The 26,515-nt window shown below is 37.2% G+C and carries 22 protein-coding genes; 5 read left to right on the top strand and 17 right to left on the bottom strand.

Going from position 1 to position 26,515, the window contains the following annotated elements; all coding sequences use genetic code 11:
• Positions 1-2: 2 nt before the first annotated feature.
• On the bottom strand, positions 3-1,817 hold the full coding sequence (locus P0092_RS04435) for an outer membrane protein assembly factor BamB family protein (RefSeq protein ID WP_276187084.1): 1,815 nt from the start codon (positions 1,815-1,817) through the stop codon (positions 3-5).
• 276 nt (positions 1,818-2,093) lie between these two features.
• Between P0092_RS04435 and P0092_RS04430 the strand changes: the two genes are divergently transcribed.
• Together P0092_RS04430 and P0092_RS04425 are read left to right on the top strand one after the other, a co-directional pair.
• On the top strand, positions 2,094-4,724 hold the full coding sequence (locus P0092_RS04430) for a cation-translocating P-type ATPase (RefSeq protein WP_004621227.1): 2,631 nt from the start codon (positions 2,094-2,096) through the stop codon (positions 4,722-4,724).
• Positions 4,725-4,762: 38 nt separating this feature from the next.
• Positions 4,763-4,891 (top strand): hypothetical protein, encoded by a 129-nt coding sequence (locus P0092_RS04425; protein WP_004621226.1) that lies wholly within the window; start codon positions 4,763-4,765, stop codon positions 4,889-4,891.
• 71 nt (positions 4,892-4,962) lie between these two features.
• Here the strand turns inward: P0092_RS04425 and P0092_RS04420 are convergent, their stop codons facing one another.
• Genes P0092_RS04420 through P0092_RS04410 form a run of 3 tightly spaced genes read right to left on the bottom strand, consistent with a single transcriptional unit; the run spans position 4,963 to position 8,442 of the window.
• Positions 4,963-6,687 (bottom strand): NADH-dependent [FeFe] hydrogenase, group A6, encoded by a 1,725-nt coding sequence (locus tag P0092_RS04420; protein ID WP_004621225.1) that lies wholly within the window; start codon positions 6,685-6,687, stop codon positions 4,963-4,965.
• Between the two features lie 2 nt (positions 6,688-6,689).
• Complete coding sequence (locus tag P0092_RS04415; protein ID WP_004621224.1) at positions 6,690-7,979, bottom strand: complex I 51 kDa subunit family protein; 1,290 nt, start codon at positions 7,977-7,979, stop codon at positions 6,690-6,692.
• Entirely contained in the window at positions 7,972-8,442 is a 471-nt protein-coding gene (locus P0092_RS04410; protein WP_040759236.1) for an NADH-quinone oxidoreductase subunit NuoE family protein, read from the bottom strand. The genes P0092_RS04415 and P0092_RS04410 overlap by 8 nt, the downstream gene beginning before the upstream one ends.
• Before the next feature lie 318 nt (positions 8,443-8,760).
• On the opposite strand from P0092_RS04410, the gene P0092_RS04405 reads away from it, so the two are divergent.
• Positions 8,761-8,967 (top strand): hypothetical protein, encoded by a 207-nt coding sequence (locus tag P0092_RS04405; RefSeq protein WP_004621221.1) that lies wholly within the window; start codon positions 8,761-8,763, stop codon positions 8,965-8,967.
• A 169-nt stretch (positions 8,968-9,136) separates the two neighbouring features.
• Here the strand turns inward: P0092_RS04405 and P0092_RS04400 are convergent, their stop codons facing one another.
• The 12 genes from P0092_RS04400 to P0092_RS04345 all read right to left on the bottom strand — a co-directional run bounded on the left by P0092_RS04400 (position 9,137) and on the right by P0092_RS04345 (position 24,062).
• Positions 9,137-11,002: a MutS family DNA mismatch repair protein gene (locus P0092_RS04400; protein WP_004621219.1), complete on the bottom strand. Its 1,866-nt coding sequence runs from the start codon at positions 11,000-11,002 to the stop codon at positions 9,137-9,139.
• A 94-nt stretch (positions 11,003-11,096) separates the two neighbouring features.
• Positions 11,097-11,408, bottom strand: a complete 312-nt coding sequence (locus tag P0092_RS04395; protein WP_276187083.1) for a hypothetical protein — start codon at positions 11,406-11,408, stop codon at positions 11,097-11,099.
• A 52-nt stretch (positions 11,409-11,460) separates the two neighbouring features.
• A complete protein-coding gene (locus tag P0092_RS04390) occupies positions 11,461-12,303 on the bottom strand; it encodes a carbohydrate ABC transporter permease (protein ID WP_004621215.1) in 843 nt (280 codons plus the stop codon).
• Entirely contained in the window at positions 12,300-13,046 is a 747-nt protein-coding gene (locus P0092_RS04385; RefSeq protein ID WP_276187082.1) for a carbohydrate ABC transporter permease, read from the bottom strand. The genes P0092_RS04390 and P0092_RS04385 overlap by 4 nt, the downstream gene beginning before the upstream one ends.
• 144 nt (positions 13,047-13,190) lie before the next feature.
• Positions 13,191-15,368, bottom strand: a complete 2,178-nt coding sequence (locus tag P0092_RS04380; protein ID WP_004621210.1) for an extracellular solute-binding protein — start codon at positions 15,366-15,368, stop codon at positions 13,191-13,193.
• Positions 15,369-15,478: 110 nt separating this feature from the next.
• On the bottom strand, positions 15,479-15,868 hold the full coding sequence (locus P0092_RS04375) for a hypothetical protein (RefSeq protein WP_276187081.1): 390 nt from the start codon (positions 15,866-15,868) through the stop codon (positions 15,479-15,481).
• A gap of 356 nt (positions 15,869-16,224) precedes the next feature.
• Complete coding sequence (locus P0092_RS04370) at positions 16,225-18,132, bottom strand: clostripain-related cysteine peptidase (protein ID WP_004621206.1); 1,908 nt, start codon at positions 18,130-18,132, stop codon at positions 16,225-16,227.
• 50 nt (positions 18,133-18,182) lie between these two features.
• The gene (locus P0092_RS04365; RefSeq protein ID WP_004621204.1) at positions 18,183-18,677 is read right to left on the bottom strand and encodes a hypothetical protein; all 495 of its coding nucleotides are present in this window, start codon (positions 18,675-18,677) and stop codon (positions 18,183-18,185) included.
• A gap of 259 nt (positions 18,678-18,936) precedes the next feature.
• Positions 18,937-19,722 carry an inositol monophosphatase family protein gene (locus P0092_RS04360; RefSeq protein WP_004621202.1) on the bottom strand — a complete coding sequence of 262 codons (786 nt, stop codon included), beginning with the start codon at positions 19,720-19,722 and terminating at the stop codon, positions 18,937-18,939.
• Positions 19,715-21,433, bottom strand: a complete 1,719-nt coding sequence (locus P0092_RS04355) for an AMP-dependent synthetase/ligase (protein ID WP_004621201.1) — start codon at positions 21,431-21,433, stop codon at positions 19,715-19,717. The genes P0092_RS04360 and P0092_RS04355 overlap by 8 nt, the downstream gene beginning before the upstream one ends.
• A gap of 85 nt (positions 21,434-21,518) precedes the next feature.
• Positions 21,519-22,304, bottom strand: coding sequence for a dihydropteroate synthase (locus tag P0092_RS04350; protein ID WP_004621199.1), 786 nt, complete (start codon positions 22,302-22,304; stop codon positions 21,519-21,521).
• Positions 22,305-24,062, bottom strand: coding sequence for a bifunctional homocysteine S-methyltransferase/methylenetetrahydrofolate reductase (locus tag P0092_RS04345; RefSeq protein ID WP_004621197.1), 1,758 nt, complete (start codon positions 24,060-24,062; stop codon positions 22,305-22,307). It abuts the gene before it with no gap.
• Between the two features lie 203 nt (positions 24,063-24,265).
• On the opposite strand from P0092_RS04345, the gene P0092_RS04340 reads away from it, so the two are divergent.
• A complete protein-coding gene (locus tag P0092_RS04340) occupies positions 24,266-24,442 on the top strand; it encodes a YjfB family protein (RefSeq protein ID WP_004621195.1) in 177 nt (58 codons plus the stop codon).
• Positions 24,443-24,534: 92 nt separating this feature from the next.
• A complete protein-coding gene (locus P0092_RS04335; protein ID WP_004621193.1) occupies positions 24,535-25,086 on the top strand; it encodes a GNAT family N-acetyltransferase in 552 nt (183 codons plus the stop codon).
• An 8-nt stretch (positions 25,087-25,094) separates the two neighbouring features.
• Here P0092_RS04335 and P0092_RS04330 read toward each other — a convergent pair whose 3' ends face one another.
• A complete protein-coding gene (locus P0092_RS04330; protein ID WP_004621192.1) occupies positions 25,095-26,510 on the bottom strand; it encodes a peptidoglycan D,D-transpeptidase FtsI family protein in 1,416 nt (471 codons plus the stop codon).
• Between the last annotated feature and the right edge of the window lie 5 nt (positions 26,511-26,515).

Genomic DNA, 26,515 nt, shown 5'->3' with positions numbered 1-26,515 from the left:
TTTTACTTGATTTTTACTCCGTATATTTTTTTTGCATAAGTACCTACTACCGCCATATCATTGTATACTGAAGGTGATGCTTCTACATTCCCACCAACTGAGATTTTATCCAAATCCTCACCTGTTTTAGGGTCTACCAAATGCATATATCCTTTAAAGTCACAAAGCAGCATATAGGTCTTTCCGTCTTTGGACATAAAATCTACAGGAGAACTCCAACTGTATGCGTCCAACTGCCTCTTCCAAACCTCTTTACCTGTCTTCTTATCCAGTGCCACAAGTGTTCCATCACTTGTAGAGCCTGTAAGTGCTACATTGAATATAACAATATCACTTATATCATTTTTTCCGATTACAGGAGTTGCCAACGCCCCTCCATTTATATAATTCTGGTAAACACAGGAATAATCCTTCTGCCATACAAGCTCTCCAGTCAGTGCATTAAGCTTTCTTACGTTGCAGTTTGCCCTGGCTCCTGATTTTCCTCGTTTATCAACCTCATTTGCTGTGTAGAGGAATACTCCTTCGTCAGTTTCTTCTATAGTTATGGAACTATCAGTATCGTCACCTGATTTAAAAATCCAAACAGGTTCAAGTTTGTTGATGTCCAAGCACTGTATAGTTCCTCCGTTATCGGCAAAATACATCAGGTTCCTGTATACAGCAGGTGAATTTTCAATTCCTTGTTCTGGACTGTAACTGCTCTTGTAACGGTATTTTGTTATTGAAGGATTAATTGATATTGTTCCTGCTTTCTTATCAAACTTTGTATTTAGCTTTGTCTTGTAAACAAGACCGTTTTCACCGCAATCCAATAGCGTATCGGTGTATCTGTTCAGCAATGCGGAGGAATCATTTGCTCCCCATGGTCTGAATGCAACGGGGTCATTTCCCGGCATTGAAAAAATCTCCTTTTGGTGAATCAAATCATATATCCTGTATTTGAAAGCACCTTTTCTGCCATCATTCTCGTTAAGGCCTTGTCCAGTATAAAATAGAGGATACCCCCTTGGGTCAACCATACCTGTTCCTTTAACGGTAAACCTTAGATTTATGCGGGGTCTGGACTCTTTTCCCGTCTCCATGTCAAGGAAATAAATATGTCCGTCAAATACAGGATATATTACTTCCACAAGATCCTTGTCCTTTAAATTATTATTTATGTTCATTATTTTTCTGACATCCGGTGACCAGTGAGCCAAAAGCGGCTGCCCCGTCCAACCTGCACCGGGCCAGTAGCTTCCTACCCCTGAAACAGCCCCAATGTCATGTGTCCACACTATTTCAAGCTTTTTCTCCTTAACATCAGCTTTTCCCCATGAAGGAGCCGTCCTATAGTTATTTCCTCTGAAGGTAGTAACACCTTCAAGTTCCGAGTACATTTCGGAAGAACCAAAAGCAAGGTTGTAAGGCGGATTGTAGCCTGATGTTACCTGATTGCTTACAAGTCTCCAGTACCTTATGTTTCCATCTTTAAATGTTTTCTTAAATGAACCGTCCCCCATTGCAGCCTTTGATATAAAACTTGATGGGTTCTTCCACGAAATCAAAAGATCACTTGGGTTAGTACTTTCAGTGGGTTTCTGTTCCTTATCCGTATCATCAGTTGGAGTATTCTCTGCAACAGTACCCGTTGAAACCGACGAGGTAGCGTTTGCAGTCGTCTGCGTAGAAGTCTGCGGTGTTTTATTTGATACCTTTGGTGGAAGCTTCCCGGTATAAACCAAGTATATTGCTATCATAGCTACTAATATAGCAAGCAAAGCAACAACTAGTGCGGGAAGCAGCTTATTAACATTTTTTCTTCTTCTGCTCATTTTCTATCTCCATTTTTAATCACTATTTTGGCCACATTTGGCAATTCAGTATATCCTACTCATTATATCAGACTGATAAAAATAATTATATTTCTTTTTGTTGAAAATGTTGTAACCTTTCTAACATACTTTTGTTAAAATTTGCATATCCTATATATCTTAATTTTGCCAATTTCTTTTGAATACAATCCTTTTAATTAGCAGAAATTAATTATATATATGGACAATTTTGCTTAATCTAACTTATAATTAGTAAAAATATCAAAGGGGGAGCTTATGAATAATAACTACAACCTGTCCACTGATGAAGTTCTAAAAAAACTCAACACCAGTATGGAAGGTATATCCGGTAAAGAAATAGACCGTCTTAGAGGCCAATACGGATTTAATGAACTGAAAGCCGAGAATAAGGCAGGTTTCTTTAAAGTTTTCTTCAGTCAGTTTAAAGATTTTCTGGTAATAATCCTTCTCATTGCAGGTGTTATTTCTCTGTTTCTAAAAGATTATGAAAGTGCAATAGTAATCTTTGCAGTTACTATACTTAACTCAATTTTAGGCACGGTTCAGCATTTTAAGGCAGAAAAATCCCTTGACAGCTTAAAAACACTTTCATCTCCAATTGCTAAGGTTATAAGGAATAATGAAAAAATTGAAATACCGTCCCGTGAAGTTTTGGTAGGTGATATACTTCTTCTTGAAGCAGGCGACTTTGTAAGCGCAGACGGAAGAATCCTTGAAAATTACAGTCTTCAGGTAAATGAAAGCTCACTTACCGGAGAATCTGAAAGCGTACTTAAAGAAACAGAAGTAATCAAAGATACTGAAATCGCTATAGGCGACAGAAAGAATATGGTGTTTACAGGCAGCCTTATTACTTACGGTAGAGCCGTTGTGGCAGTTACAGATATAGGAATGTCTACCGAGCTTGGAAAAATCGCTCATTTAATGGACTCGGCTAAAAGTAAGGAAACTCCCCTGCAAGTCAGTCTTGATAAGTTCGGAAAAAAGCTGGCTGTTGCCATACTTGTACTGTGCGGAATAATATTTGCTGCAAATGTTTTAAGAGGCTACTCCCTTATAGATTCATTTATGTTCGCAATAGCACTGGCTGTTGCTGCCATTCCTGAAGCACTTAGCTCCATTGTTACCATTGTACTTGCAATAGGTACTCAGAAAATGGCCAAGGAAAATGCTATTATAAGAAAACTTCACTCTGTAGAAAGCCTTGGAAGTGTTTCTGTAATTTGCTCCGACAAAACCGGTACACTCACACAAAATAAAATGGTGGCAGAAAAAGTATTCGTTGGTTCAAAGGTTCTGGAATCCCGCGGCCTTTCAATGGAAGATACTCTCCAAAGAACAGTTGTAAAAATGAGTGCTTTGGCAAGTGATGCTACCATAACAGGTGACAAAGGCGTGGGCGACCCCACTGAGCTGGCTTTTATAAAGCTTGCAAATAATTACGGCTATGAAGAAGAAGACCTTCGCAAGGAATACCCAAGACTTTCCGAAGTCCCTTTTGACTCAGACAGAAAGCTTATGAGTACTTTTCATAACATTGAAGGCCAGTACATGATGTTTACAAAGGGTGCTCCCGATATTATTCTCAGCAGAGTAAGTAATATTGCACAAGAAAACGGAGAAAGGCCCATATCCCAAAGTGACATAGAAATGTTGGAAGGGATAAACAGGGACTTTTCCAATGACGGTTTAAGAGTTCTTGCATTTGCATATAAAAAGTTTGACTCCCAGGCAAATATTTCTGTTGAAGACGAAAAGTCTCTTACATTTGTAGGATTAATTGCTATGATTGATCCGCCTCGTGAGGAATCAAAGCTTGCAGTTGCAGACTGTATTAAAGCCGGAATTAAGCCTGTAATGATAACAGGAGACCACAAGATTACTGCCTCTGCAATAGCTCGTCAAATCGGCATCATGACAGAAAACGGAAGAGCCGTAGAAGGTACCGACGTTGAAAAAATGTCCGATGAAGAATTAAGAAATAATGTTGAAGACATTTCAGTTTATGCACGTGTATCCCCTGAGCATAAAATAAGAATAGTTAAAGCATGGCAGGACAAAGGAAATGTTGTTGCAATGACAGGAGACGGAGTAAACGATGCACCCGCCCTGAAACAGGCAGACATAGGCGTAGCTATGGGGAAAGTAGGCACTGAGGTAGCAAAGGATGCCGCATCCATGATTCTTGTGGACGACAATTTCGCTACTATTGTTAAGGCGGTGTCAAACGGCCGAAGTATTTATACAAATATTAAAAATTCCATAAAGTTTCTGCTTTCAGGAAATACAGCCGGAATACTTGCTGTTCTGTACACTTCCATTCTGGCACTTCCTCTTCCTTTTACAGCAATGCATTTATTGTTTATAAATCTTCTTACTGATTCCATGCCGGCTATAGCCCTTGGGTTAGAGCCTTACAGAAAAGATGCGCTGAATTCCAAGCCTCGTGATATTAATGAACCACTGCTAAACAAAGGCTTTTTGTTCCACGTTCTTTTTGAAGGTGCAGTTATTGCCGCCAGTACTCTTGCAGCCTTTTACTATGGGTTAAGCAAAGGCGATGCCACCCTTGCAAGCACTATGGCTTTTGCAGTTCTCGCCTTATCACGAATGATTCATGGCTTCAACTGCCGCTCAAAGTACCCCATATATAAAGTCGGAATTTTTTCAAATATATTCCTCTGGGGTGCCTTGCTTATAGGAGTTGCATTACTGGCATTGGTACTATGGATTCCTTTACTCCAAAGCCTTTTCACAGTCAATCCCGCCGTCTTGGAAAATCTGGGAATAATTGTTCTTCTGGCATTAGTTCCACTGGTTGTTATTCAAATATACAAAGCTATAAGAACGGGTATGAATAGTAATAGTAAAATGACCAAACAATAAGGCTGTATATTAATATCAGTCAGGGAGGTTATTTCTATATGGGAAAGAATAAAAGTACTAAATCAGATGGTGTAGAATATTTTGCTGATACTCAAAACTTGGAAAATCAGAAACGTATTTCAAAAGGAAACATTAAAAAGTCAGTTTTGGAGACTAAGACTAAATAAGTAATTTGCACTTAAAAAAACGCTGTGGGTTTAACCCGCAGCGTCTTTTTTTTTATTAGCATTCAATTAAATTATCTTGCTGTATAATGTGTGTGAAGCAGCTTATGAGCCTTGTGTCCCCCTGCTTCTCCAAGGTACTCTGAGTACAATTTCTGTATCTCAGGGTTTTCATGTGACTTTCTCTTTTCGCATGATGCATCTATATTATACAGACCCTTGATTCTTGCAGTTTTAACAGCCTCTGTAGTAGATTTATCCTTAATGATTGGCTGTCCGCCACCGTTGATACATCCACCTTCACAACCCATTACTTCAATGAAGTGATAGTTTGCTTCACCTGCTCTTATTTTATCAAGAAGCTTTGACGCATTTCCTGTACCATTTGCAACAGCAACTTTTATCTCCATATCGGCGATATTTACTGTAGCTTCTCTAATACCCTCCAAACCTCTTACAGCAGTGTAATCAATGCAATCAAGTGATTTTCCTGTAAGCTTGTCAGCTACGGTACGAAGAGCAGCTTCCATAACTCCTCCGGTATTACCGAATATTGTTCCTGCACCGGAGTAAGTTCCAAGTATACTGTCCTGCTTGCTGTCTTCCAGTTCAGCAAATTTGATTCCCGCCTGTCTTATCATCTTTGCAAGTTCTCTTGTAGTAATAACCGCATCAATGTCCTTTAGTCCGTCAACACTCATCTCTTCCCTGTCCGCTTCATACTTCTTTGCAGTACATGGCATTACTGATACCACAAACATGCTCTTAGGATCAACATCAGCCTTAACAGGATAATAGGATTTTGCAATTGCACCAAACATCTGTTGCGGTGATTTGCAGGATGAAAGATTTTCTATAAAATCATGGTAGTTATGCTCACAAAATTTAATCCATCCCGGTGAGCAGGAAGTAATCATTGGGAGTTTACCACCGTTTTGAATTCTTTCTATAAGTTCGTTGCCTTCTTCTATAATTGTCAGGTCAGCACTGAAGTTTGTATCAAATACCTTGTTGAAGCCCAATCTTCTAAGTGCAGTAACCATTTTACCTTCAACATTTGTTCCCGGCGCAAATCCGAATTCTTCACCGAGAGCAACTCTTACAGCAGGAGCAGTCTGAACAACAACATGTAATTCAGGGTTTTCGAGAGCCTTCCATACCTTGTCAGTATCATCTCTCTCCTGTAAAGCTCCAACAGGACATATCTTGATACACTGACCGCAGTTTATACAATCCTGACCAACAAGACCTTCTTCATATGCAGTTGTAACTGTCATATGGGCTCCACGGAAAGCAAAGTCGATGGCGCTTACGTCCTGTATCTTTGAACAGACACTAACACATCTTCCGCAAAGAACACACTTGTTAGGATCTCTTACGATAGGGCCGGAAGTATCAAGACATCCCTTGTCAACCTTTCCTTCATAAGGAATTGTATCTATTCCGTTGTCATTGCAAAGTGTCTGCAGCTCGCACTTCAGGTTTCTTGGACATGAAAGACATTCTCTGTTATGGTTTGCCATAATAAGCTCAAGTATGTTCTTTCTTGCTTCTCTTACTGTGCTTGTAGCAGTCTTTACAACGATACCCTCAGATACCTTAGTTACACATGCAGGGTGAAGACCTCTCCAACCTTCAACCTCAACAACACAAACTCTGCATGAACCGGGCTCATTTATGCCCTTCATGAAGCACAAAGTCGGAATATCTATATTGAGCTGTTTTGCAGCTTCAAGAATTGTAGTATTCTTTGGAACAGAAACATCAAACCCGTCTATTTTTAAATTAATCATATCCATAATTATTTACCTGCCTTTCCAGACATGCTGCACACTCCGGCTCTACATTTTCCGTTAATATGCTCCAAAAATTCTTCTTCAAAATATTTAACCAGAGTTATCAATGGCATTGGAGCACTTTGTCCCAATCCGCAGAAACTTGTTGTCTTCATAGTTTGCGCAAGACTCTTCATTTTATTAAAATCAGCCATAGTTGCAGTTCCTTCTGTCATCTTGTCAAGAATTTCAACCAGTCTGAGGTTACCTTCTCTGCAAGGTGTACATTTTCCGCAGGATTCTTCTTCAAAGAACTCCATAACGGTTTTCAGGTAATCTACTGCACAATGTGTGTCGTCTACTACAAGCACTGCACCTGACCCCAATGAAAAACCTGCTTTTTTTAAATCATAATAGCATATTTTTGTGTCAATCATGCTTTCAGGGAAACAGCTTCCTGATGAACCGCCAAGATGAACAAATTTCAACTTACGTCCGTCTTTCATTCCTCCGCCCAAGTTGAATATAAGTTCTCTCAAAGTTAATCCGAAAGGTATTTCGTAAACACCTCTGTTGTTAACATTACCTGATAAGCACATCAATTTAGTTCCGCCGCTGAACTCAGTTCCCATTGAGCTGAATTTATCTCCGCCGTCCTTTATTATCCATGGAATACATGAATATGTCTCAACGTTGTTCAGTATTGTAGGCATTTGATACAAACCGCAGTTCTTTATATAAGGCGGCTTTTGTCTTGGTCTTCCTGTCTTTCCTTCAATTGATTCAACCAAAGCTGTATTTTCACCGCAAACATATGCGCCTGCACCTGAAACAACCTTTAATTCAAAATCAAAGCCTTCTCTGCCTAGAATATTCTTACCCAAATATCCCGCTTTTTTTGCATTTTCAATAGCACTTTTCACGATTCTCTGAATAGCTGCATATTCGCCTCTGATATAAATATAGCCTTCCTTAGCACCCATTATATATGCACCTATGGTCATACCTTCAATGAGTTCAAAAGGGTCTTCGGCCAATATATGTTTATCCTTAAATGTACCGGGTTCACCTTCATCTGCATTACAGACCATGTATTTAGGTCCTCTTTGAATAGCATAAGCCTGCTCCCACTTAATTCCGGTAGGATAAGCAGCTCCGCCTCTTCCAAAAAGGTTTGCTTTCTTTATTTCTTCTATTGCATCAAGGTGTTCCATTGACATTGTTTTTTTCAAGCCTTCGTAACCTCCGGCCTGAATATATTCTTCAACACTGTCAGGTTTAATTTTTCCAAATCTTGCGCTCAGTACCTTATCCATTATGTTGGCCCTCCCTGTAAGAGTCTACTATCTCAGTCAACTTCTCAGCTGTGAGATTACCATAAACTTTTTCACCTATTTTGATAGCAGGAGCTATATCACATGCACCAAAACAGCTTGACTGAATCAATGTAAAAACTCCATCTTCAGTGGTCTCACCGGGCTTTAAGCCAAGTTTCTCTTCAATAAGCTGCAATACAGTTTTTGCACCTGAAACATGGCAAGGCCCGCTTTTACAGACTTCAACCAAATACTTGCCTCTAGGCTCATTGCCAAACATAGAATAAAAAGTAATTACACTATATACCCTACTAACAGGCATATCCAGTGCTTCTGCTACAAATACAACCCAATCATGGGGCAGGGAATTAGTCCCCGAAATATTTTGCAGTTCCAACATCACTTGAATAAGATTGTCTTTTGAATTGCCGTAGCGATTCAATATCTCCTTAACCTTCTCCATTTTTGCCCTCCCGCGGGCCATAACGACCCCTCATATAAAATTAATTCTCCCCTTGCCCTAATGACAAATAAGGAACAAAGTACCAACCCTTAAAGTACATTGTATACAATTTAAAAAACTTTTACCGTATCTGTAATACACGTTATAATATATCCATTAATATTGTAATTACTGTGATTTGTATTGTCAATCAAAGTTTGATATTTTTTTCACAGAATTTTTGATATATTGAAAATATTCTTTTATTATCGGAAGATTTCTTTACATATAATCTATTATGTATTAAAATAAATACATAATATAACGGGGGTGATGGAAATGTCTGACTTTAAATCCACGGGCTATGAGAAATCTAATTCACACCATTGCCAATGCTGTACCTGCATGGAAGGTTATCCTAAGAAATGTGATTGCGGGGGTTTGATTCACGTGGAAAAAACCGAAAGTGATAATTTTGGCTCACTGCTGGTTTTCAGATGTGACAATTGTAATTTTGTTTTTGACATTCAGGAAGAAGAGTATTAGGGGATGTTGCAAAACTATAAAGCTTTCCTGTTTTAACACCTGTACTCCCGTATAAAATTGTATCAATGATTGCTTCCAAGCTTCCATTGATACAATTTATACTCACGTACGGCTAGAAAAGATAAAAATTAAGTTTTGAAACAGTCCTTTTATGTTACTTGGTTTTTTATTATTCTATATTAACTCCTGCCATTTTCATTAGAAAAATAGCGTTTCTTGTATCTGATACACCTTTTCTCAGCTGATAATCGAAGTATATCTGATTATCTTTGTAATACTCCTTGAAATGGTAATTCCTGATGCGGCCCTGACTCTCATTTTCCATATCTGCAAGTTCTAAGTCGTGGGTAGAAACAAGTCCCCATGCACCTTTTTTATCTAACTGGTTTATCAGCATTTTAGCACCTGTGTGTCTGTCTGCCGAATTTGTTCCCTTAAAGATTTCATCCAGAAGGAAGAATACTTTTTCTCCCCTATCTACTGCCTCTACAATCATTTTAACTCTCAGCAGCTCGGCATAAAAGGAGGATACACTTTGTCCTAAATTATCACTGGTTCTCATACATGCATATACCTTCAGTACAGGGCAGCTAAAAGCTTCCGCACAGATTGGCAGTCCAAGATACGATAATATAAGACTCATTCCTACAGTCCTTAAAAATGTACTTTTACCTGACATATTAGAACCAGTTATAAGCAGTATCGGCTCTTTTGAATTTATTGTTATATCATTGCATTCTCTGGCTTTTGTCAGTAACGGGTGTCCTAATCTCAATGCTTCTATTTGAGGAGTATTTTCTTCACAAATACGTGGCATTATGTATTCGGGATTATCGTGGCACATCAGGGACAGACTGCATAAGGCTTCAACCTCTCCTATTGTGTCAAACCACCTCTCAACATGTTTGCCTCCGCTTTTTTTCCAGTTTTCAAGTGCTGCAAGGCAATGGAAATCCCATAACACGGCTGTATTTATAAAGATATGCATCAGGTTGTACCTGTTTGCAATAAGCTCCCATATCTTTGATAATTTTTCAATTTGCTTCCAAGCAGGATTTCCGTAATCATCCTTTAACTTATTCTTTAAGCTATTTATATAATTGCTTGAGAATTTCTCCGTTTCAAATATTCTTAATAAGCTTTTATATACTTTCAGGGTGTCTGAGTGCTTTTCTACTAACTCAAAACTCTTGTTTCTGTTTTGAGCCCTGAAACCAATCATTATGAACTGTACCAGATAAAGGGCTATGGGTACATAAACTGGTACAAGACTTATTATTCCCAGTATCAGCATACAGAATGACAGACTAGGAAGTCCGAATATCAACAGCTTATATTTAGGCGATGTGTACAGGCTTTTTTCTTCCTTTGCCCATGTGTATACATCATCCAACTTGTTCATAGTATCCAGAAGAGTTTTCTTTCTTTTTTTATCACTCTCGTTATTGTCAGTTAGTATTGTGTTCTTGTTAAGGGTTAAGCCGTTTGAAAATAGCCTGTGTCTGAATATAAGCTTTTTGGATAACTCCTGTAATGCTTCCTGCCTTTTATATATTTCTTCTTTATTCTCCATAGGATTTAAAAGCAATTCTGCAAGTTTATGTCTACCTGAATATGTTGCTGTCATATTAAGCATCTGAAAAATGGAACCTTTCCCAAATATATCAAGGTCATATGTGTAGTTGTGTTGCGGATTCAAGAATTCTTCCCCTATGTCTGAGAATTCATTCCATTCACCTAAAGCTCTTTTAAGGCACATTTGATTTATCTGAAACATTGCGTGATAGTAGTTCTTATTTTTTATATATGTGTTGTGAATAATGGAAAGATAAGCGAACAATCCCCCAAAAAGCAGTATTACTGCAGCCATTAGTATATATAATTTAAAGAAAAATAAAACAGCCGCCCCAATCAAACCCGTAAAAAATACTAACAGCTTGTAATTACCTGTAGTACTGCTTTTTCCGGTGTATAATTCAAGCTTTCTTTTATAAACATCTACTCTTTTTTTGTACTTTTCTTCCGGTGTTCTCATCTTCAGCCTCCATTGTCTGCGGTTAATAAAATAGCCTTTACTGAATATGATACCAATCCTAACTGAAAAATACCATAAATCATTTGTAAATAATTTACTCGGTGTTTTTCCTTCTAACATGAATACCATCGTGCAAATTATGCCTATCCAATACAATCAATTCTTCTGAAGGATGAAATATATTAGCAACCATTACTGAATCCTCATCGCTTTTTATTACTTTAACCGGAATACATTTAGCAACAAACCCATTATACCAAAAGCTTTTATTGGAAACCAACTGATAAACACAGGGATTATCTTTCAATTTGACTACCGATATTGGTAATAAAGACCCTTCTTTTGTCAAAGAAATAACAGTATGGGTTTCTACGTTCGGCATAAATTGCCATATTACTGTTGGCATAATTAAAATGGTTAATACAAGCAGTGCTGATATTGTAAGAAAAATTACTTTTTTATATTTCATGCGAAGGTCCTTTCGTTGAAGATTTATTAAATGATAACCCTCTAATAAGCTCCTCTGAAAAGAAAAAATAAACTAAAATAGGAGGTACCATATACAATACTGCCGGAGCGAAAAATACTTCCGGGGCATTATTAAAAGCTTCTTTAAGAGCCACAGAAAGAGGTTGAATACTAACTGAACGAATAAATGCAATTGAAGGGTCTATTGAATTCCAATTTGTACAGAAACAAATAACCATATAGGCGAATGTGCAATCTTTTAACATTGGAGCCAGTATCTTTTTAAGAAGTACAAATGGAGAAGCCCCGTCAACCTGCGCCGCCTCAAGTATATTGTTTGGAATTTGCTTTATAAATTGTCGATAGAAAAAAACTCCCATAGCCCCAAAGCCGCCCGGCAAGATGATTGCAAACACGCTATCGTATATCCCTATACTTTTAAAAAGCATATATTGAGGCAAAACAATTACGCTAAATGGCATAATCATGCACAAAAGATATGCAAAATAAAGTGCTTCATTAAACTTAAACCGGAATTTTGCTAGAACAAAACCACTTGAAATTCCAAATACATATTGCAAGAATGTTATGCATATAGCGTATATTAATGAGAATATCAATCCGGATTGAAAGCGAAAGCTATATAATATTATTTGATATCCAGAGAGTGAAAAATCTTTTCGAATCAAATAGAATAAATTTATAAAATTATCAGCTAGTTCTCGGCTACCAAAAAAGGAACATGACACAATGAAAACTATAGGATACATTATTATTAAACATAATATAATACATAATGTATAAGTCGGAATACGTTTATAAATCTTCTTCACTGAATATCATACCTCCTCTCCAGCTTCCTCAAAAATACTAATATAACACCTATAATAATAATAAGCACCGTGGAAGCTGCGGCAGCATTTTCATAATTTAGTTTTCGAAAACTGTTTGTAATAAAGTGTTGCAGCAAATATAGCTGTTCAGGCGGATAGTCCTTCCATAGCGTAAAAATATCTTGGGATAGCCACAAACAATACATGAGGGATATAAAAAAAACAAAAATTGTTTGAGGGACGATACCGGGTATAAATACATAGTACATTTGTTTCAATTTGCTTTTACTGTCCAGTAAAAAAGCCTGTATTATTTCTGTAGAAATTGTGTTGAGAGCTGCAACAAATACAATTATGTCAATCCCAATATATCTCCATATGTACAGAAGTAATATCGGAATATACGACAAAGCACCCGATTGCCAATTTATTGATGACAACCCAAGGATTTCAGTAAAAAGTTTATTAATATCACCGTTTGAATTGAATAGTGTTTCCCATACAAATGAAATTGCTACTGTAGCAACCGCAAGCGGTAAAAGTACAACCTTTAGTAATCGGTGCACGGTTAACGTTTTCCAAATATAATATGCAATTATAAATGAAATTACCATTATCAAAGAAACTCCCACAGTAGTAATACAAAAAGTGTTCAGGAGTGCTTTTAAAAATACTTTGTTTTGAAATAGCTGTATATAGTTATGGAGAAAAACAAACTTTCCCCCATCTAAATAATTAGTCATACTTATATAAACTCCTGACAAAACAGGGTATACCCAAAAAAAGATAAACCCTGTCAATCCTGGTAGGAGAAGTAAAACCAACCACTTGCGGCTATGAATCATAAGTTTTCCTCCCATAGTTTTTTGAACATGCAGCAGACATCGTTATTCATTTGCGTAGAGCCAAACCCTTTTTGAAATGTCTCTGGCAGCTTCTTCTTTTGAAATTAAGCCCTTTCTAAACTGGTCAACAATTTCAAAAACTATTCTGCCTACTTGCGGGTCAAAGTAATCGGCATGATTCAAAGATGATTTAGCAGCCAGTAATGAATCTACGAATGGGATGACTTTCTCCGATGAGGCTTGCAATTGGTTAGCCAAATTATTAATGATATACTCTCTGTCTGATCTACAAATAGCCTCCGGGTGACTCATTGAGCTATCTTTCGCTAAAAATTTCAGAAAGTCAAAGGCTAAGGTAGGATTAGAGCTTTGAGAATTAATGGCATACGCCTCCTGAATAGTAAATGAACGTCGGTTACTTCCATTAAGAGTAGGAACCGAAATTACTCTATCATTCTCAGAGAGTGGAATAATGCCATTGCTAAATATTGACCAATTAGTATCCATCGAAGGCATTAAAACTCCAACCTGATCTTTATCGGCATACAAACCCTTTTTTTCAAAACTGGATAAGAGTGTCATACATTCCTCAAACAGCTTCACATCTTGCTCCTTTTTTTCCCCAGTGAAAAATCCGGATATGTATGGTTGATAAATCATTACTGAAATTACTGAAGCACCAGCCAAAGGATTTTTTTTAAATGGTTTGCTTTCTTTCTTCCAAGAAGCTATATTTTTTTCCAATTCAGTCCATGTCCAAGTTTTTGAGTCCCGAATAAAGCTGTCTGCTTCTTTATTCATTATGTCTATTATAAATGTCGGAAATGTTATACATATCGGTAAATAATAAAGTTTTTTATCTATTCTACACCCATCAATCAGATTTGTATAATAAACAGCCGAGTTACTAAGATCGTGTTTCTTATCAAGCGAATCCAAGTCTGCCAGAATACCCTTTTGAATATATTGCCAGTAAGGTAAATAAATGATGGGAACTATATCCCAGTTTTGTTCTCCTGATAAGACCTTCAGATTCATAAATTGTATAAAATCCGGTTGGCTGACATCACCAGTCTCTTTATAATAGGTAAAGTTAATTTTGGTATCAGGATTTTTTTCTTCAAACCTAGCCGCTGTCATCTCAAGTGTATTATTATGTGTAGGCAGAAGCAAATTTACAGAAGTACTTGGTGATTTTACAGCTTGATTAGAAGGTGAATATGAAAACATTGGATTGTTTTCTATAGCATATAAAAGAAGTGTGAAACTATTATTATTAAACATCAATTGCAGATAGTTTGTAAAACGAGCTTCATCATTTGAAACGGCAGCATTTGATACAAGCTTTCCGCTCTTGAAATCTAAAAAATTACAAACCTCCGATAGTTTGCCTTTATCACAGCTCATCAAGCGATTGTTTAAAATGAGATACAGTTTTGAGTCATATTTATTATATGACAGGTTTTTGATTTGGTCCTGAATTAACTGGATATTAGCTGACCATTCCTCCCTAAATCCAAAAACGTTAAGCTTAAAAAGCCTGTTAGTGTCCCCTCCATAAACGGGAAACTCAGTCAGGTAAAGATTTTGATTATCCGAAGCATAGTTATTTATACTTTTATAACTCTTTTCCCAAAGAACCTTCCCGTATAAATCAAAAATTTGCACTCCACCTGTCCTAATAACGGCAATTCGGTCATTATATAAAATAATATCGTTAACAAGTATAGAATGTTCTTTGGGAGGTGACTTCAGTGTCCACTTACCGGATAAGTTAAGCTTATCATCGTATTTATTTAAAACAAATTTTTTAGAAGACCCATTTCCTACCTCACTTAATATGTAAAGCTGATTATTGGAATCCATAGCTGCTGCTTCACAATTTCCAGTCCATATGCTCTTATTTATATCTTGATTTATAAAAAATATCCTGTTCTGATTATAAACTTCATCCTTATGTTGCGTTTCATCTTTATGAGTATGTTGCTCATCCGGTTTACTAAAATTTAAGCACAGTACATATAAGCCGTCAGGGGTTTCTTTAAGAACTTTTGTAATTGCATAGCCCTCTGGGATTTTGTTTTTCAGCTGGATTTCGGTAAATTTCTTTATAGAGTTATTAGATTGAGAATTCGGTAATGTTTCCTTTGAAGTCCCATTACATCCACTGATGAGAAACAGAACCATGGCAAAAAGAATGATGAATATATGTTTTTTCATTTTTTTAACACTCCTCTAGGAATAGTCTACACATGCGCATTAGGTATACCAACATTGTAATTGTGTTTCGTTATCTTTCTATAATGTGAACAGAATTAATAATGTCACTTTTATATCCAACCGCACTGAGAATTAGTAATATCTCCTTCATAAAGTGTAGTGTAGGTTTTTGTAGTATATTGATACCAATCTGTACTTGGATCACTAGACACAAATGTTTGTGTGTTCCCAGTACTAGTTGCGTAACTTGTTAGTGTTCCACTATGTGTATACCCGTAACGACTTTCCTGATAATAAAGATTTGGATGATAGTTTGAATTGTCCCAACTAAATGTAGTAGAAATTGTACCATCTTTGTAATAATAGCTTGTTGCTGTATTATCATGATATACTGATACACTATATGTACACGCAAAAGTAGAAATGCTTGAAGCTATAACTAAGGCTATAGCTAATAAAATAGTCAGTCTTGTTTTTTTCACTTTTAAAGTCCCCCTCAATATTTTAGTATTAAACCAGAATGTCATATGTGCCTAATACACATGTGTATAAATAGAATATGAGATATAATCCTCAGAATTCCACTGCTATAATTTAGCATTATTTTTATTATATGTCAACTTTTGGTATAAATACGAATAAAGGATCTTTTATGCTAACCCAACAATAAAAGACAATATGATACCAATCCTAACTGAAAAATACCATAAATCATTTGTAAATATTTTACTCAATAGTTTTTCTTCTTAAATTGTAACTTCACAATATTTGAATGAGTTACTGTTAAAAACCCCCTTAGGTGATACTATTCTCGGTATCACCTAAGGGGGTTTTTTATTCTGACACTTATTCATGTTTAATTCTTGACAGTAATATAGCCGTCCTTAATGTTAAAGGTTACAAATTCAGAGGTACTTGAGTTTTGTGCAGTATCTGTCATATAGAATCCGTACAGGTAATCTGCTTCTGGCAATTCAACTACCTCCAGCTTGAGTTCATCTCCTACCTTAATAGCTTCTCCGTCAACATAGCCGTTAACGTAGCCACCTAAATCATCTGTTACTCCATAATAATAGTATTGCGGAATAATCTCATCCCCGGTGCATATCTTAATGATATCCTTGTCAGGCATACCGGTCTTCTCGTCAATGCCTTTCCATGCACCCAATACTATTCCCTCAGGATATTCTTCACTATATAAAACCTTTATATCTACAGATTCTCCGTTAAGCTTGGCAGGAATGGAATAGGTTACATAATTATCATCAATTATTTCGTCAATATACATTGACACAATTTGCCCTCCAAGAGTAGTCCAGGTACCTGTAAAATTTTCCTTTACTATACCGGTAATAGGATCCAGCTCGACATCCTTATTCATACCCAGATACATTATTGTATTGCCTTCTTCGTCACAGGGCATTGCCAGTACTGAATAAAGCTCATTTATATCCGCAATATCTTCCGGGGCTATCTGTACTGAAAACAGGCTATTCGAATCTCCACCGCCTGCTTTGGGGTCAGCCTGTATTAACTGAATCGGGGTTGTGTCTTTTAAAATCCCATCCACATATGTGGCAAGAAACTTCTGATAGTTTTTGGAATAGCCTGTATTTTGATATTCCTTTAAGTTATCCTTAAAGCTTTCCTTGTCCTTGCATGGGAAATATACGGATAACCCATTTGCATTTGGCTTAGTATCACTGGTAACCTTGTATGTAATACATGCCTTTATACTTTTCATTAACTGATTTGCTTCAGTCTGATAAATACTCTTTAGATTATATGCTATGTCATAGATATCAGCCATGTCGGTAGTACCACCATGAGCGCCCGCATCTCCATAGTCCTCGGCTTTAACTCTTGCTTTTGACACTGCAGTAATCCTTTGAGGATCCTTAATATCATTGCTGGCTTTCTTTATAAAATTCTCAAATGCAGTGTTAACTGCACTAACTTTTGCAAGGTTAACTACCGATAGTGTAATTTGGTTTACAGTGCCCTGTGAAGTTGCTTGCTTTTTATAGCCGTCAGCTATTGCCTTTCCGAATTCAGCACCTGTTGCTGTAGGTTTCTTGTTCAAGGCCTGCAAAGCCGAAGTATATTCCCAACCATGGCCCGGCTCAAGCTCCTCGGAAGCTACCATATATGAAGCATAATCCATTATTCCTGTAGCCGTCTCAATGTTTCCCATCAAACAAGCATCAAATCCAACCAGTTCAAATTTTTGTTTACTGGCAGCTGTTGCAGCCTTTAAAGCACCATTTATTTCTTTTATAGACAGAGTTGGATCATTACCGCTATTGTTTTCATCATATCCGAAGCCTTTAGCACCAGCACCATGATCCCAAAATACTACGGCATATTTCTTTGCAGGATAATTCTTTATTCCCCATACAAGGAAGTCCTGAAGAGTGCTCTGTTTACCCATGCTACGGTTTCCTAAATCATTTTTTAATAGTTTGATATTTTCCTTCTGAACCAACCAGCGCTGGTTTACCTTGTTACTTATCATAGGCAAATTCCACTTTTTCGTTCCTCCGGTTTCAACCAAAATGTTTACATTCTTTGTTGAGCCAACTGCTGCCATTTCAATTAAATCATCTGTTGCAGCCCCACCATTGCTCTCAAGGTCAGACCCAACCATATACACTAAAACGGTGTAGGGTGCAACCTTTACTGCCGCCTCAACGTTGGAACCACTAAATAGTACTGTAAAGACACATATAGCCAGAACCAAAGCTGCACTCATAAACTTACGCATAGTTAATTCCCCCTCAGTATAATTGGAAATATGTGCATGGTATATCAATGCTACTTGCTCTCTTTATTCTCTACATTATGATCCTTTTTCAAAGTTTCTAAGTCTGCTAAATATTCTTTGGACAGCTTTTCAGCCTTTGTTAGTTTATCATTTGCAGTTTTTGCTAGTTCTGCATCATTCTTTCCAGCCGCATCAAGCAGTATTGCAAAAGCTTCCGATTGTGCTGTCACTGATGCAATATACTTATCGTGTACTTTTTTCACTTCTTCTGTTGCCGGAACGGTTGCTTTTGCTTTTGCGATTAATTCGGCAGCTGCAGGAATTATCACATCCTTTAGTTTAGCCCCAAACGTTGCGTCGTCTGCTTTACTGTCTGACTTAACAGCTTGATATTCACTGGTTACTTTCTTTTCTAATGTCGCAATAGTTGGCAATTGATTGTTAATGTAATTAATCAGGTCATCTTGTACCGGATCTGCTCCACAACCTGCTAATACTGTAATGCAAATAAGTAGTGCTGATATACTTGCCATAATCTTTTTCATTTTTTTGTTTCCTCCGAATGTTATTTTTAAAGAAATACCTATTGTATTTATTTAATAAGTATGCCTGTAAGTATATCTTAAAAAGTCATTTTAAAATCCCTTTGCTTCCTGAAATGCTGCTTTTTTGGTATGAAATGCATTTAAAATTCTTTTTTTAGTAAAAAAAGGACAACACCTACAAAATCCATATAATACAAATTTTGTGGTTATTATCCTTTTTCGACTCTTACTAATCCCTTAAGTTTTATGTTTTTGTTATCTATTTCATTGCTTCTATTAATTCCTCATGTATAAGCCCATTTGTAGCAATTGCGGGGCTTTTTAAAATGTAGGTTAAATCCTTGCCTTGCCAATCGGTTATTCTGCCGCCTGCCTCTTTCAGAATTATGGATGCTCCTGCATAATCCCAAGGCTGTAATTCCATTTCAAAATACCCGTCAGTTCGTCCGGCAGCTACATTACATATGTCAAGAGCAGCTGAACCGCTTCTTCTTATATCTCTGCATTTTCCAAAGACATTCTTGGTTATTCTGAAGGTCTCATCGGCCTTCCCTCTGTCGTAGGGTGAAGTACCGAAAGCCAAAAGGCTGCTAGATAAACTCTCGTTTGAAGTTACCCCGATTGGATTACCATTTATGAATGCTCCCTGACCCTTTTTTGCAGTATACATTTCGTTTAAAAAGGGATTGTATACTATTCCTGCATAAGGAACACCCTCTACCACCAATCCAAGGGCTATGGCAGAACATTTGTACCCGTACATCAGGTTAGTAGTTCCGTCAACAGGGTCAAGTATCCATGTATATTTTCCCAAGGCAAAATTATTATCTGCCGTTTCCTCAGCAATTATATTACTATCAGGAAGTAAATTAATTAACTTACCGAATAATATCTCCTGAACCTTCAAATCTATTTCTGTTACAAAATTAGCAGTACCATTCTTTGTGATGACTTTCTTGTCATCCATACTTTGCAGCAAAAGTTCTCCTGCTTCCCGAACCATTTCTACTGCATCGTTTATTGCAGTTTCTAATATATTACTCACCTTTATTCAGCTCCTGATACCTCTTTATTTTTTTAGTTGTAGTTTTCTCAAACTCAGTATCTCTGAGAGTAAACTCTTTTACGTATTTATATGTTACCAGTTCCTTGTTAATCCTTTTAACCTCTTGGTTTATAACAGCTTGCACATCGCCGGTGCCAAGAATAGCATTTTTAAAATCTTCTTCAATCTTCTCTCTGTCAGGCACAATCTGGGCCCAAACAACTACATCACCATTATCATTTTTTCCAAATACCAAAGATTCCTTTATATAGTCACTTCTGTTAAGAAGGGTTTCAATTTCTTCCGGATAAACGTTTTTACCGTTCTTTGTAATGATTACATTTTTCATTCTGCCTGTAATATGGATAAATCCGTCTGAATCCAGATATCCCATATCTCCCGTATAAAACCAGCCGTCTCTGATTACTTCATCCGTGGCCTCTTTGTTTTCGTAATAGCCCATCATTACGCTTGGCCCAGACACCTTTATCTCTCCTACTCCCTCGGCATTGGGATTATGTATTACCACCTTCAGCCCGGGCAAAGGTAAGCCTGCAGCATCATCCTTAAACCAGCAATCCCTGTTTAATCCTACAATAGGAGCACACTCTGTAAGGCCATAACCCTGAACAAGCTTTATACCAATATTTCTGAAACCCTTTGCTACTTCCGGGTCAATAGCAGCAGCACCGCTGATAAACAGTCTCAAATGTCCTCCTAAGGCCTGATGAATTTCCGCAAAAAGCTTCTTCCTTGCATCAATTCCCAGTTTATCCAGAGCATTACACAGCTTTATTCCAAACTTTAATTTTTTTGCTCCTCCCGGCTTTTTGGAAACCTGATGCATTAATTGTTTGTATATTGATTCAAAAACTAACGGTACACCATTCATCATGGTACACTTTGATTCGCTGAGATTTTTGACAATATGACGGAGCCCTTCACAAAACGCAATCGTACACCCTCTGTACATCTGACACAGGAAGCCGCAGGTGCATTCGTATGTATGATGTGCAGGCAAAACAGAAAGAAAAACATCCTTTTCATCTATATAAAGCATAGAACACATAGCCATCAGATTTTCTGCAATATTCCTGTGAGACAGCATAACCGCCTTTGACTTGTCAGTGGTACCTGATGTGAACAATAACATGTTCATTATCTCATTGTCTATAACTGCATCCAAAAACTCTCTGTTTCCGCTTTTTATAAGGTCATATCCTTTTTTAAGCAACCTGTCGTAGGACATCTGACCGTCCGAATCCTCAGCAATGTCCATGTTTATATAATATTTACAGGTAGTAATATTTTTAAGAATACTGGAAATATTTTTTGACACTGAACCTGAAAAAATTATAGCATCAGCATGACTTCTTAGAAGACAGTTTTCAATCTCGTTTTGGGGTAGCTCCTTATCCAAAGGCACAATAATGCCTGTTCCGTTACACACACCTAAATAAGTCGTAGCCCATTCGTACCTGTTTTCGCCAATCAAAGCAATCTTTTTGCCTTTCAGTCCGAGACTGACAAGTGCTGTTCCAATTGCATCAATATCGTTCTTGTACTCTTTGAAAGTTTTAGGAATATAAGCAGAATTTCCTTTTTGCTTAACCAGAAAAGCAGGCTTGGAGCCATATAGCTTCGCACTTTGCTCTATCATGTCTTTAAGATTTGAAATTTTTCTTACTTCATATAATGGTTTACTATTCACTTTGATACCCTCTCCCGGATTTTTATGAATGTTATAAAATATTTTATCATATATGCTGTGTATATTCTGCAACTATTTTTTTATGTTACTTATTTCCGATATAGCCCAAATAGTTCCTACATTGCTCGTCATGTCCTGCTATCATTTCGGCAGTATAAACAGTGCTTCTAATCTGTTCATTGGTAATATCCAAAATACCGCTGTCAAGTCCTGCAAAAATTGCAGCTGAGAGGAAAACAGAATTGACATCTGCCCTTTTAGGTAGTCTGAAGGAGACATTTGAAACTCCACAAATAAGATGGACTTCGGGATTAGCTTTCTTGACCTCTTCTATTGTTTTTATGGTAATTACTGACACCCCACTTTCCGTAACTATAGCTTCTGCAAGAGCGTCAATGTATATGTCGGTATTTTTAATCCCTTCCTTGTTCATTATTTCAATTAATTTCAGTGAGTTTTCCACTCTTTTTTCCACTGTTCGAGGAATACCTTCTGCATCGATAGGCAGCCCTACAATCCCTGTCTTGTAGCTTTTAGCCAAAGGAAGCAAATCATTTATTCTGTCCTTTAGAGTTACCGAGTTTATTATTACATCCCTACCGGCTAAAAGTGGCAGAGCCTTTTCTATTACAACAGGCGAGGTTGAATCGAGCATGATTCCGCAAGTTGTATTTTCCATAACTATATCCAGAATATATTTTAGCATTTCAAACTCATCTTCTCTGAATATAGCTGTGTTAATATCAAGATATCTTGCTCCTGCCTCCTGCTGACTTATGGTTATTTGTCTGATAGCTTCGGTGTCCTTTGCTTTCATTGCATCAAAGATTTTGGGTGTGAAACTGTTTAACTTCTCTCCAACTATAATCATTTATAACTCCTTAATCTTTTTAATCAATTCACATATTACACCTGTTCTTTTAAGTGGAGTCATAAGATAAAAGCCGGAAACATGAGGATAAATTTTCTCAACAATATCCATCGTAATCTCCATTCCTAACTTTTCTGATTCTTCACGGCTTTTGTCCCGGAATTTTTCTATGATTTCTGCATCTATATCTATTCCGGGAACCTCATTATTTATAAATTGAGCATTTTTGTAGCTCACAATTGGCATAAATCCGGCAAATATAGGTATATTCAGGGTTTCAACCGCTTTTAGTAAATTTTCAACGGCACTTTTTGTGTAAATTGCCTGAGTGAGGAAACAACTGATGCCGTTTTCGATTTTAGTGAAAGCCTTTTTTAACTCAGCACCAAAATTTACTGCATTTACATTTAACGCTCCGGCTATTTTAATGTCCTGTCCGCAAAAAACATTGCTATTTAAGCTTTTAATATAGTTTGCAAGATTGGAAGAATTAAAACTGAAAACTCCTTTTATCCTGCTTCGTTCAATATCGGCAATAGGGTCACCTGTAATAACAAGCACGTTTCGTATTCCTTCTATATGCACCCCCAAAAGGGACGCCTTTATTCCCAGAAGATTTTTATCCCTGCAGGTTATATGAGGCATAACGGGTATGGCAACTTCTCTCTGTATTTTTGCAGCCATAATGGTACTCTCAGCCCTTGCTTTTGCCAGAGGTGAATCAGCAATAGTAATTATATCTGCCCCTGCTTGTTTAAGAATAAGCGCATCCCTCAGCATGTACTCCCAATTAGTATCAAAGGGAGGGTCTATTTCTACAAGTATAGGCTTTTTATTCTTAATCAGTTTGTCGATAATACTCTCATTTGCAAGCTCACAAGTCTCTATATGAGTACTTATAGCTGTATTGGCTTCAGTAGATTGCGGGCTGGTTAATAACTTAGCAGCCGCTGCTATATGCCGTGGTGTTGTTCCGCAACAGCCACCCAGAATTTTAACTCCCAGATTCTTTATTTCCACAAGCTTTTCAGCATAGTACTCAGAATTGTCATAATAAACGGTTCTGCCTCTCTCTGAGCCCGGATATCCCGAATTAGGCATTATAATAATGTTTTTGCCTCTGATATCTGCTTTTTTAATCAAACGGTACATATGGGCAGGGCCACTGATACAGTTAAAACCAACCGCATCAACAAGACCGCTGGCATACATTTTTTCCATTATATCAATATAAAAAAAACCTTCTTTTGAATAGCCGTCAGGATAAACTGCGAAAGAAGTAATAATCACCGTCTCAGGCAAACGTAACCTTATATAGGCGGCAATCCCCGTCAATATATCAGTACCCGCAAAGGTTTCAAACAGAAAGTTTTTTGCACCGCATTCAAGAAAAACATCAACGATTTTTTTATATTCTTCTTCTACATTGGCTCCTTTTCCGTCGGGTATAGGGCCAATATCTGCAAAGACCGCCACATCTTGTCCCAAGCAAGCTTGTACGGCAATGTCATATCCCGATTTTATAATTCTGTCAACCTCTGACTGTTGACAACCCAGTGAATAACGGTTTGCGCCAAAGGTATTTGTTTTAATTGCATTTGCACCGGCTTCTATGTACTCCAAATGAATATTTAAAATATTTTCTCTTTCACTGATATTGGCAAATTCACAGGGAGTATTGATTTTATTCTTTGCTGAATAATAGGTACCCATGGCACCATCAAAAAGGAAATAATCTCTGTCGCTGAATATATTCATGTCTTCCTTACCTTTTGTTTTTTATAATAGCCGGGTATATAAGCCACCCTTCATGGAAATTATTATACTTTTTGTTATTAAGGCAGTCAAGGATACCGTTCTTCTATACAAACACAGAAAATTTGAACTTTTAACATTAAAGATGTAAAATATAATTATATGGATAAACTATGCAAGACTGTTTACGAGAGGAGTGTTTTGAAATGGATGTTGCAGCTGTTTCAATATCAATGTCCCAGGCTTCATTGGCCCAAAATGTTAATATTGCCGTTACTAAGCTGGCAATGGATAGTATGAGCCAGACAGGTGCCAATTTAACTAAAATGATGGAGCTTAGCGTAAATCCGGGTTTGGGCAGTAAATTTGATGTTAGTATTTAAACAATTGTGCAAATTTTATCAACAAGAGGCAGACTTTTGATTAAGCCTGCCTCTTATACTGTTTTTTATTTAATCAAGGAGATTTTTATACAATGCAAACTATATACTTCACTGACAGACTTATACTAAAAGTACTTGATGAAACATACGCCAATCAGGTTTTAGATTATTACCTCCGTAACAGGGATTTTTTACTGGAGTGGGAACCAAAAAGAGAGGAAGAATTTTATACTATTTCACATCATGAAGAAAACCTGAAAAACGAATATGAGCAAATAAATCAGAATAAGTCCCTTAGGCTATGGATATATAAAATAGACGACCCTAGCAGGACTATAGGCAACATAGGCTTCAGTAATATTATAAAAGGAGCTTTTCTATCCTGTTTCCTTGGCTATGGTCTGGATAAGGATGAAATAAATAAAGGCTACATAACTGAAGCCCTAAAAAAGGGAATTGATATAATATTTAGTGAATATGGTCTCCACAGGATTGAAGCCAATATCATGCCCAGAAATCTTCGTTCATTAAAAGTAGTCTCAAATCTTGGCTTTAATTATGAAGGTGTTTCAAATAGCTACCTAAAAATAAACGGTAAATGGGAAGACCATATACACATGGTTTTGCTTAATGAAAATGTATAAAAGGCACCCTATTTATGGAAATACCTGTTCATAACCTTCTGTGAAATTCCGGCCGCAGCAACTCCTCCGTAACCCCCTTCTTCAACTATTACTGCTATAGCAATCTGGGGATTTTTATAGGGTGCAAAACCGATAAACCAACTGTGAGGAGTTTTACTTTCTATGTGCTGAGCGGTTCCGGTTTTTCCGCAAACCTCAATTCCGCTGACCTGTGCTCTTGTGCCTGTTCCCTTTGACACAACCTCTCTCATATACTTTCTTATCTCACCTGCATATTCCGCTGATGTAACACGTTCTACCTCTGACGCTTTAAGGCTCTGTATTGCATTGCCGTTATAATCGGTAATTTTGTTAACTAAGGTAGGCTTCATCATAACTCCGTCATTGGCAATTGTTTGAGAAATAAGAGCCATTTGTATTGGTGTAGCCAGTACTTCCGCCTGCCCTATTCCACTTTGGGCCATATTACCCTTTTCATAAGTCTTATACTTTGGAAATCTGCTTTTATCAATTATAATACCATCAGAAGGTATCTCTTTATTGAATCGAAACTCCTGTGCCGTCTTAAATAAATCATTTTCCAGCCTTATACCCAAGCTTCCGAAAAAGACATTACTTGATTTTACTAAAGCCTTTTCAAGATTTATTTTACCCAGAACTTCACCATGGTCATTGCTGAGAGTATATCCTCCCCCCAAATTCAGTTTTCCCTTGTCGCTAAAGGTCTCATTTTTTATACCTTTTATATTCTCTAAAGCACTTACTGCCGTTACCACCTTAAAGGTTGAACCCGGTGGGTAAAGCCCTGAAACTGACCTGTTTAGTAATGGAACGTCTTTACTTTTCACAAGTGCTTCCCAATTCTTGTTAAGACTGTTGGGGTCGTATGAAGGTTTAGACACCATGGCAAGTATTTCTCCTGTATCAACCTTGAGTACAACTACAGAGCCTTTTGATGAACCAAGGGCATCATAGGCTGTTTTTTGAAGCTGGTAGTCAAGAGTACTGTATACGTCATCGCCTTTTTTATTAACCTCTTTGAAGCCGTTTCCAATCCACGCCATCAGAGATGCTGATATATTACTGGACAAATAGCTGTCATACAGGTTTTCCAAGCCTGTTATCCCGTACTTAGGGTCATAATACCCCAAGGAATGAGCTGTGGCTGCACCGCCCTTATACACCCTTTTATAGTCCCCGCTGCCGGACTTCTTCTCACTTAAGGAAAGTTCCTTTCCGGTTCTGTCATATATGGTTCCGCGTACAACCTTGTTTCTTATATCCCACATTCTTCTGTTATCAGGCCTTGTTACTATTTCAGGGCCTTTTACAAGAGTAAAGTAAGCCAGATAACTTATGAGGACAAAAAATACAACCAGAAAAATTATCATTATTCTCTTTATATTATTAGTTAAATTATCCATATGTT

Source organism: Ruminiclostridium papyrosolvens DSM 2782, assembly GCF_029318685.1.
GTDB lineage: Bacteria > Bacillota > Clostridia > Acetivibrionales > DSM-1351 > Ruminiclostridium > Ruminiclostridium papyrosolvens.
Note: the sequence above shows the minus strand (reverse complement) of the source record. Positions and strands in the feature narration are given on the sequence as shown.

Coding starts and splice junctions, on each gene's coding strand:
- P0092_RS04435 (WP_276187084.1), bottom strand. CDS start 1,817: ATGAGCAGAAGAAGAAAAAATGTTAATAAGCTGCTTCCCGCACTAGTT.
- P0092_RS04430 (WP_004621227.1), top strand. CDS start 2,094: ATGAATAATAACTACAACCTGTCCACTGATGAAGTTCTAAAAAAACTC.
- P0092_RS04425 (WP_004621226.1), top strand. CDS start 4,763: ATGGGAAAGAATAAAAGTACTAAATCAGATGGTGTAGAATATTTTGCT.
- P0092_RS04420 (WP_004621225.1), bottom strand. CDS start 6,687: ATGGATATGATTAATTTAAAAATAGACGGGTTTGATGTTTCTGTTCCA.
- P0092_RS04415 (WP_004621224.1), bottom strand. CDS start 7,979: ATGGATAAGGTACTGAGCGCAAGATTTGGAAAAATTAAACCTGACAGT.
- P0092_RS04410 (WP_040759236.1), bottom strand. CDS start 8,442: ATGGAGAAGGTTAAGGAGATATTGAATCGCTACGGCAATTCAAAAGAC.
- P0092_RS04405 (WP_004621221.1), top strand. CDS start 8,761: ATGTCTGACTTTAAATCCACGGGCTATGAGAAATCTAATTCACACCAT.
- P0092_RS04400 (WP_004621219.1), bottom strand. CDS start 11,002: ATGAGAACACCGGAAGAAAAGTACAAAAAAAGAGTAGATGTTTATAAA.
- P0092_RS04395 (WP_276187083.1), bottom strand. CDS start 11,408: ATGCCAACAGTAATATGGCAATTTATGCCGAACGTAGAAACCCATACT.
- P0092_RS04385 (WP_276187082.1), bottom strand. CDS start 13,046: ATGACTAATTATTTAGATGGGGGAAAGTTTGTTTTTCTCCATAACTAT.
- P0092_RS04380 (WP_004621210.1), bottom strand. CDS start 15,368: ATGAAAAAACATATATTCATCATTCTTTTTGCCATGGTTCTGTTTCTC.
- P0092_RS04370 (WP_004621206.1), bottom strand. CDS start 18,132: ATGCGTAAGTTTATGAGTGCAGCTTTGGTTCTGGCTATATGTGTCTTT.
- P0092_RS04365 (WP_004621204.1), bottom strand. CDS start 18,677: ATGAAAAAGATTATGGCAAGTATATCAGCACTACTTATTTGCATTACA.
- P0092_RS04350 (WP_004621199.1), bottom strand. CDS start 22,304: ATGATTATAGTTGGAGAGAAGTTAAACAGTTTCACACCCAAAATCTTT.
- P0092_RS04345 (WP_004621197.1), bottom strand. CDS start 24,062: ATGAATATATTCAGCGACAGAGATTATTTCCTTTTTGATGGTGCCATG.
- P0092_RS04340 (WP_004621195.1), top strand. CDS start 24,266: ATGGATGTTGCAGCTGTTTCAATATCAATGTCCCAGGCTTCATTGGCC.
- P0092_RS04335 (WP_004621193.1), top strand. CDS start 24,535: ATGCAAACTATATACTTCACTGACAGACTTATACTAAAAGTACTTGAT.
- P0092_RS04330 (WP_004621192.1), bottom strand. CDS start 26,510: ATGGATAATTTAACTAATAATATAAAGAGAATAATGATAATTTTTCTG.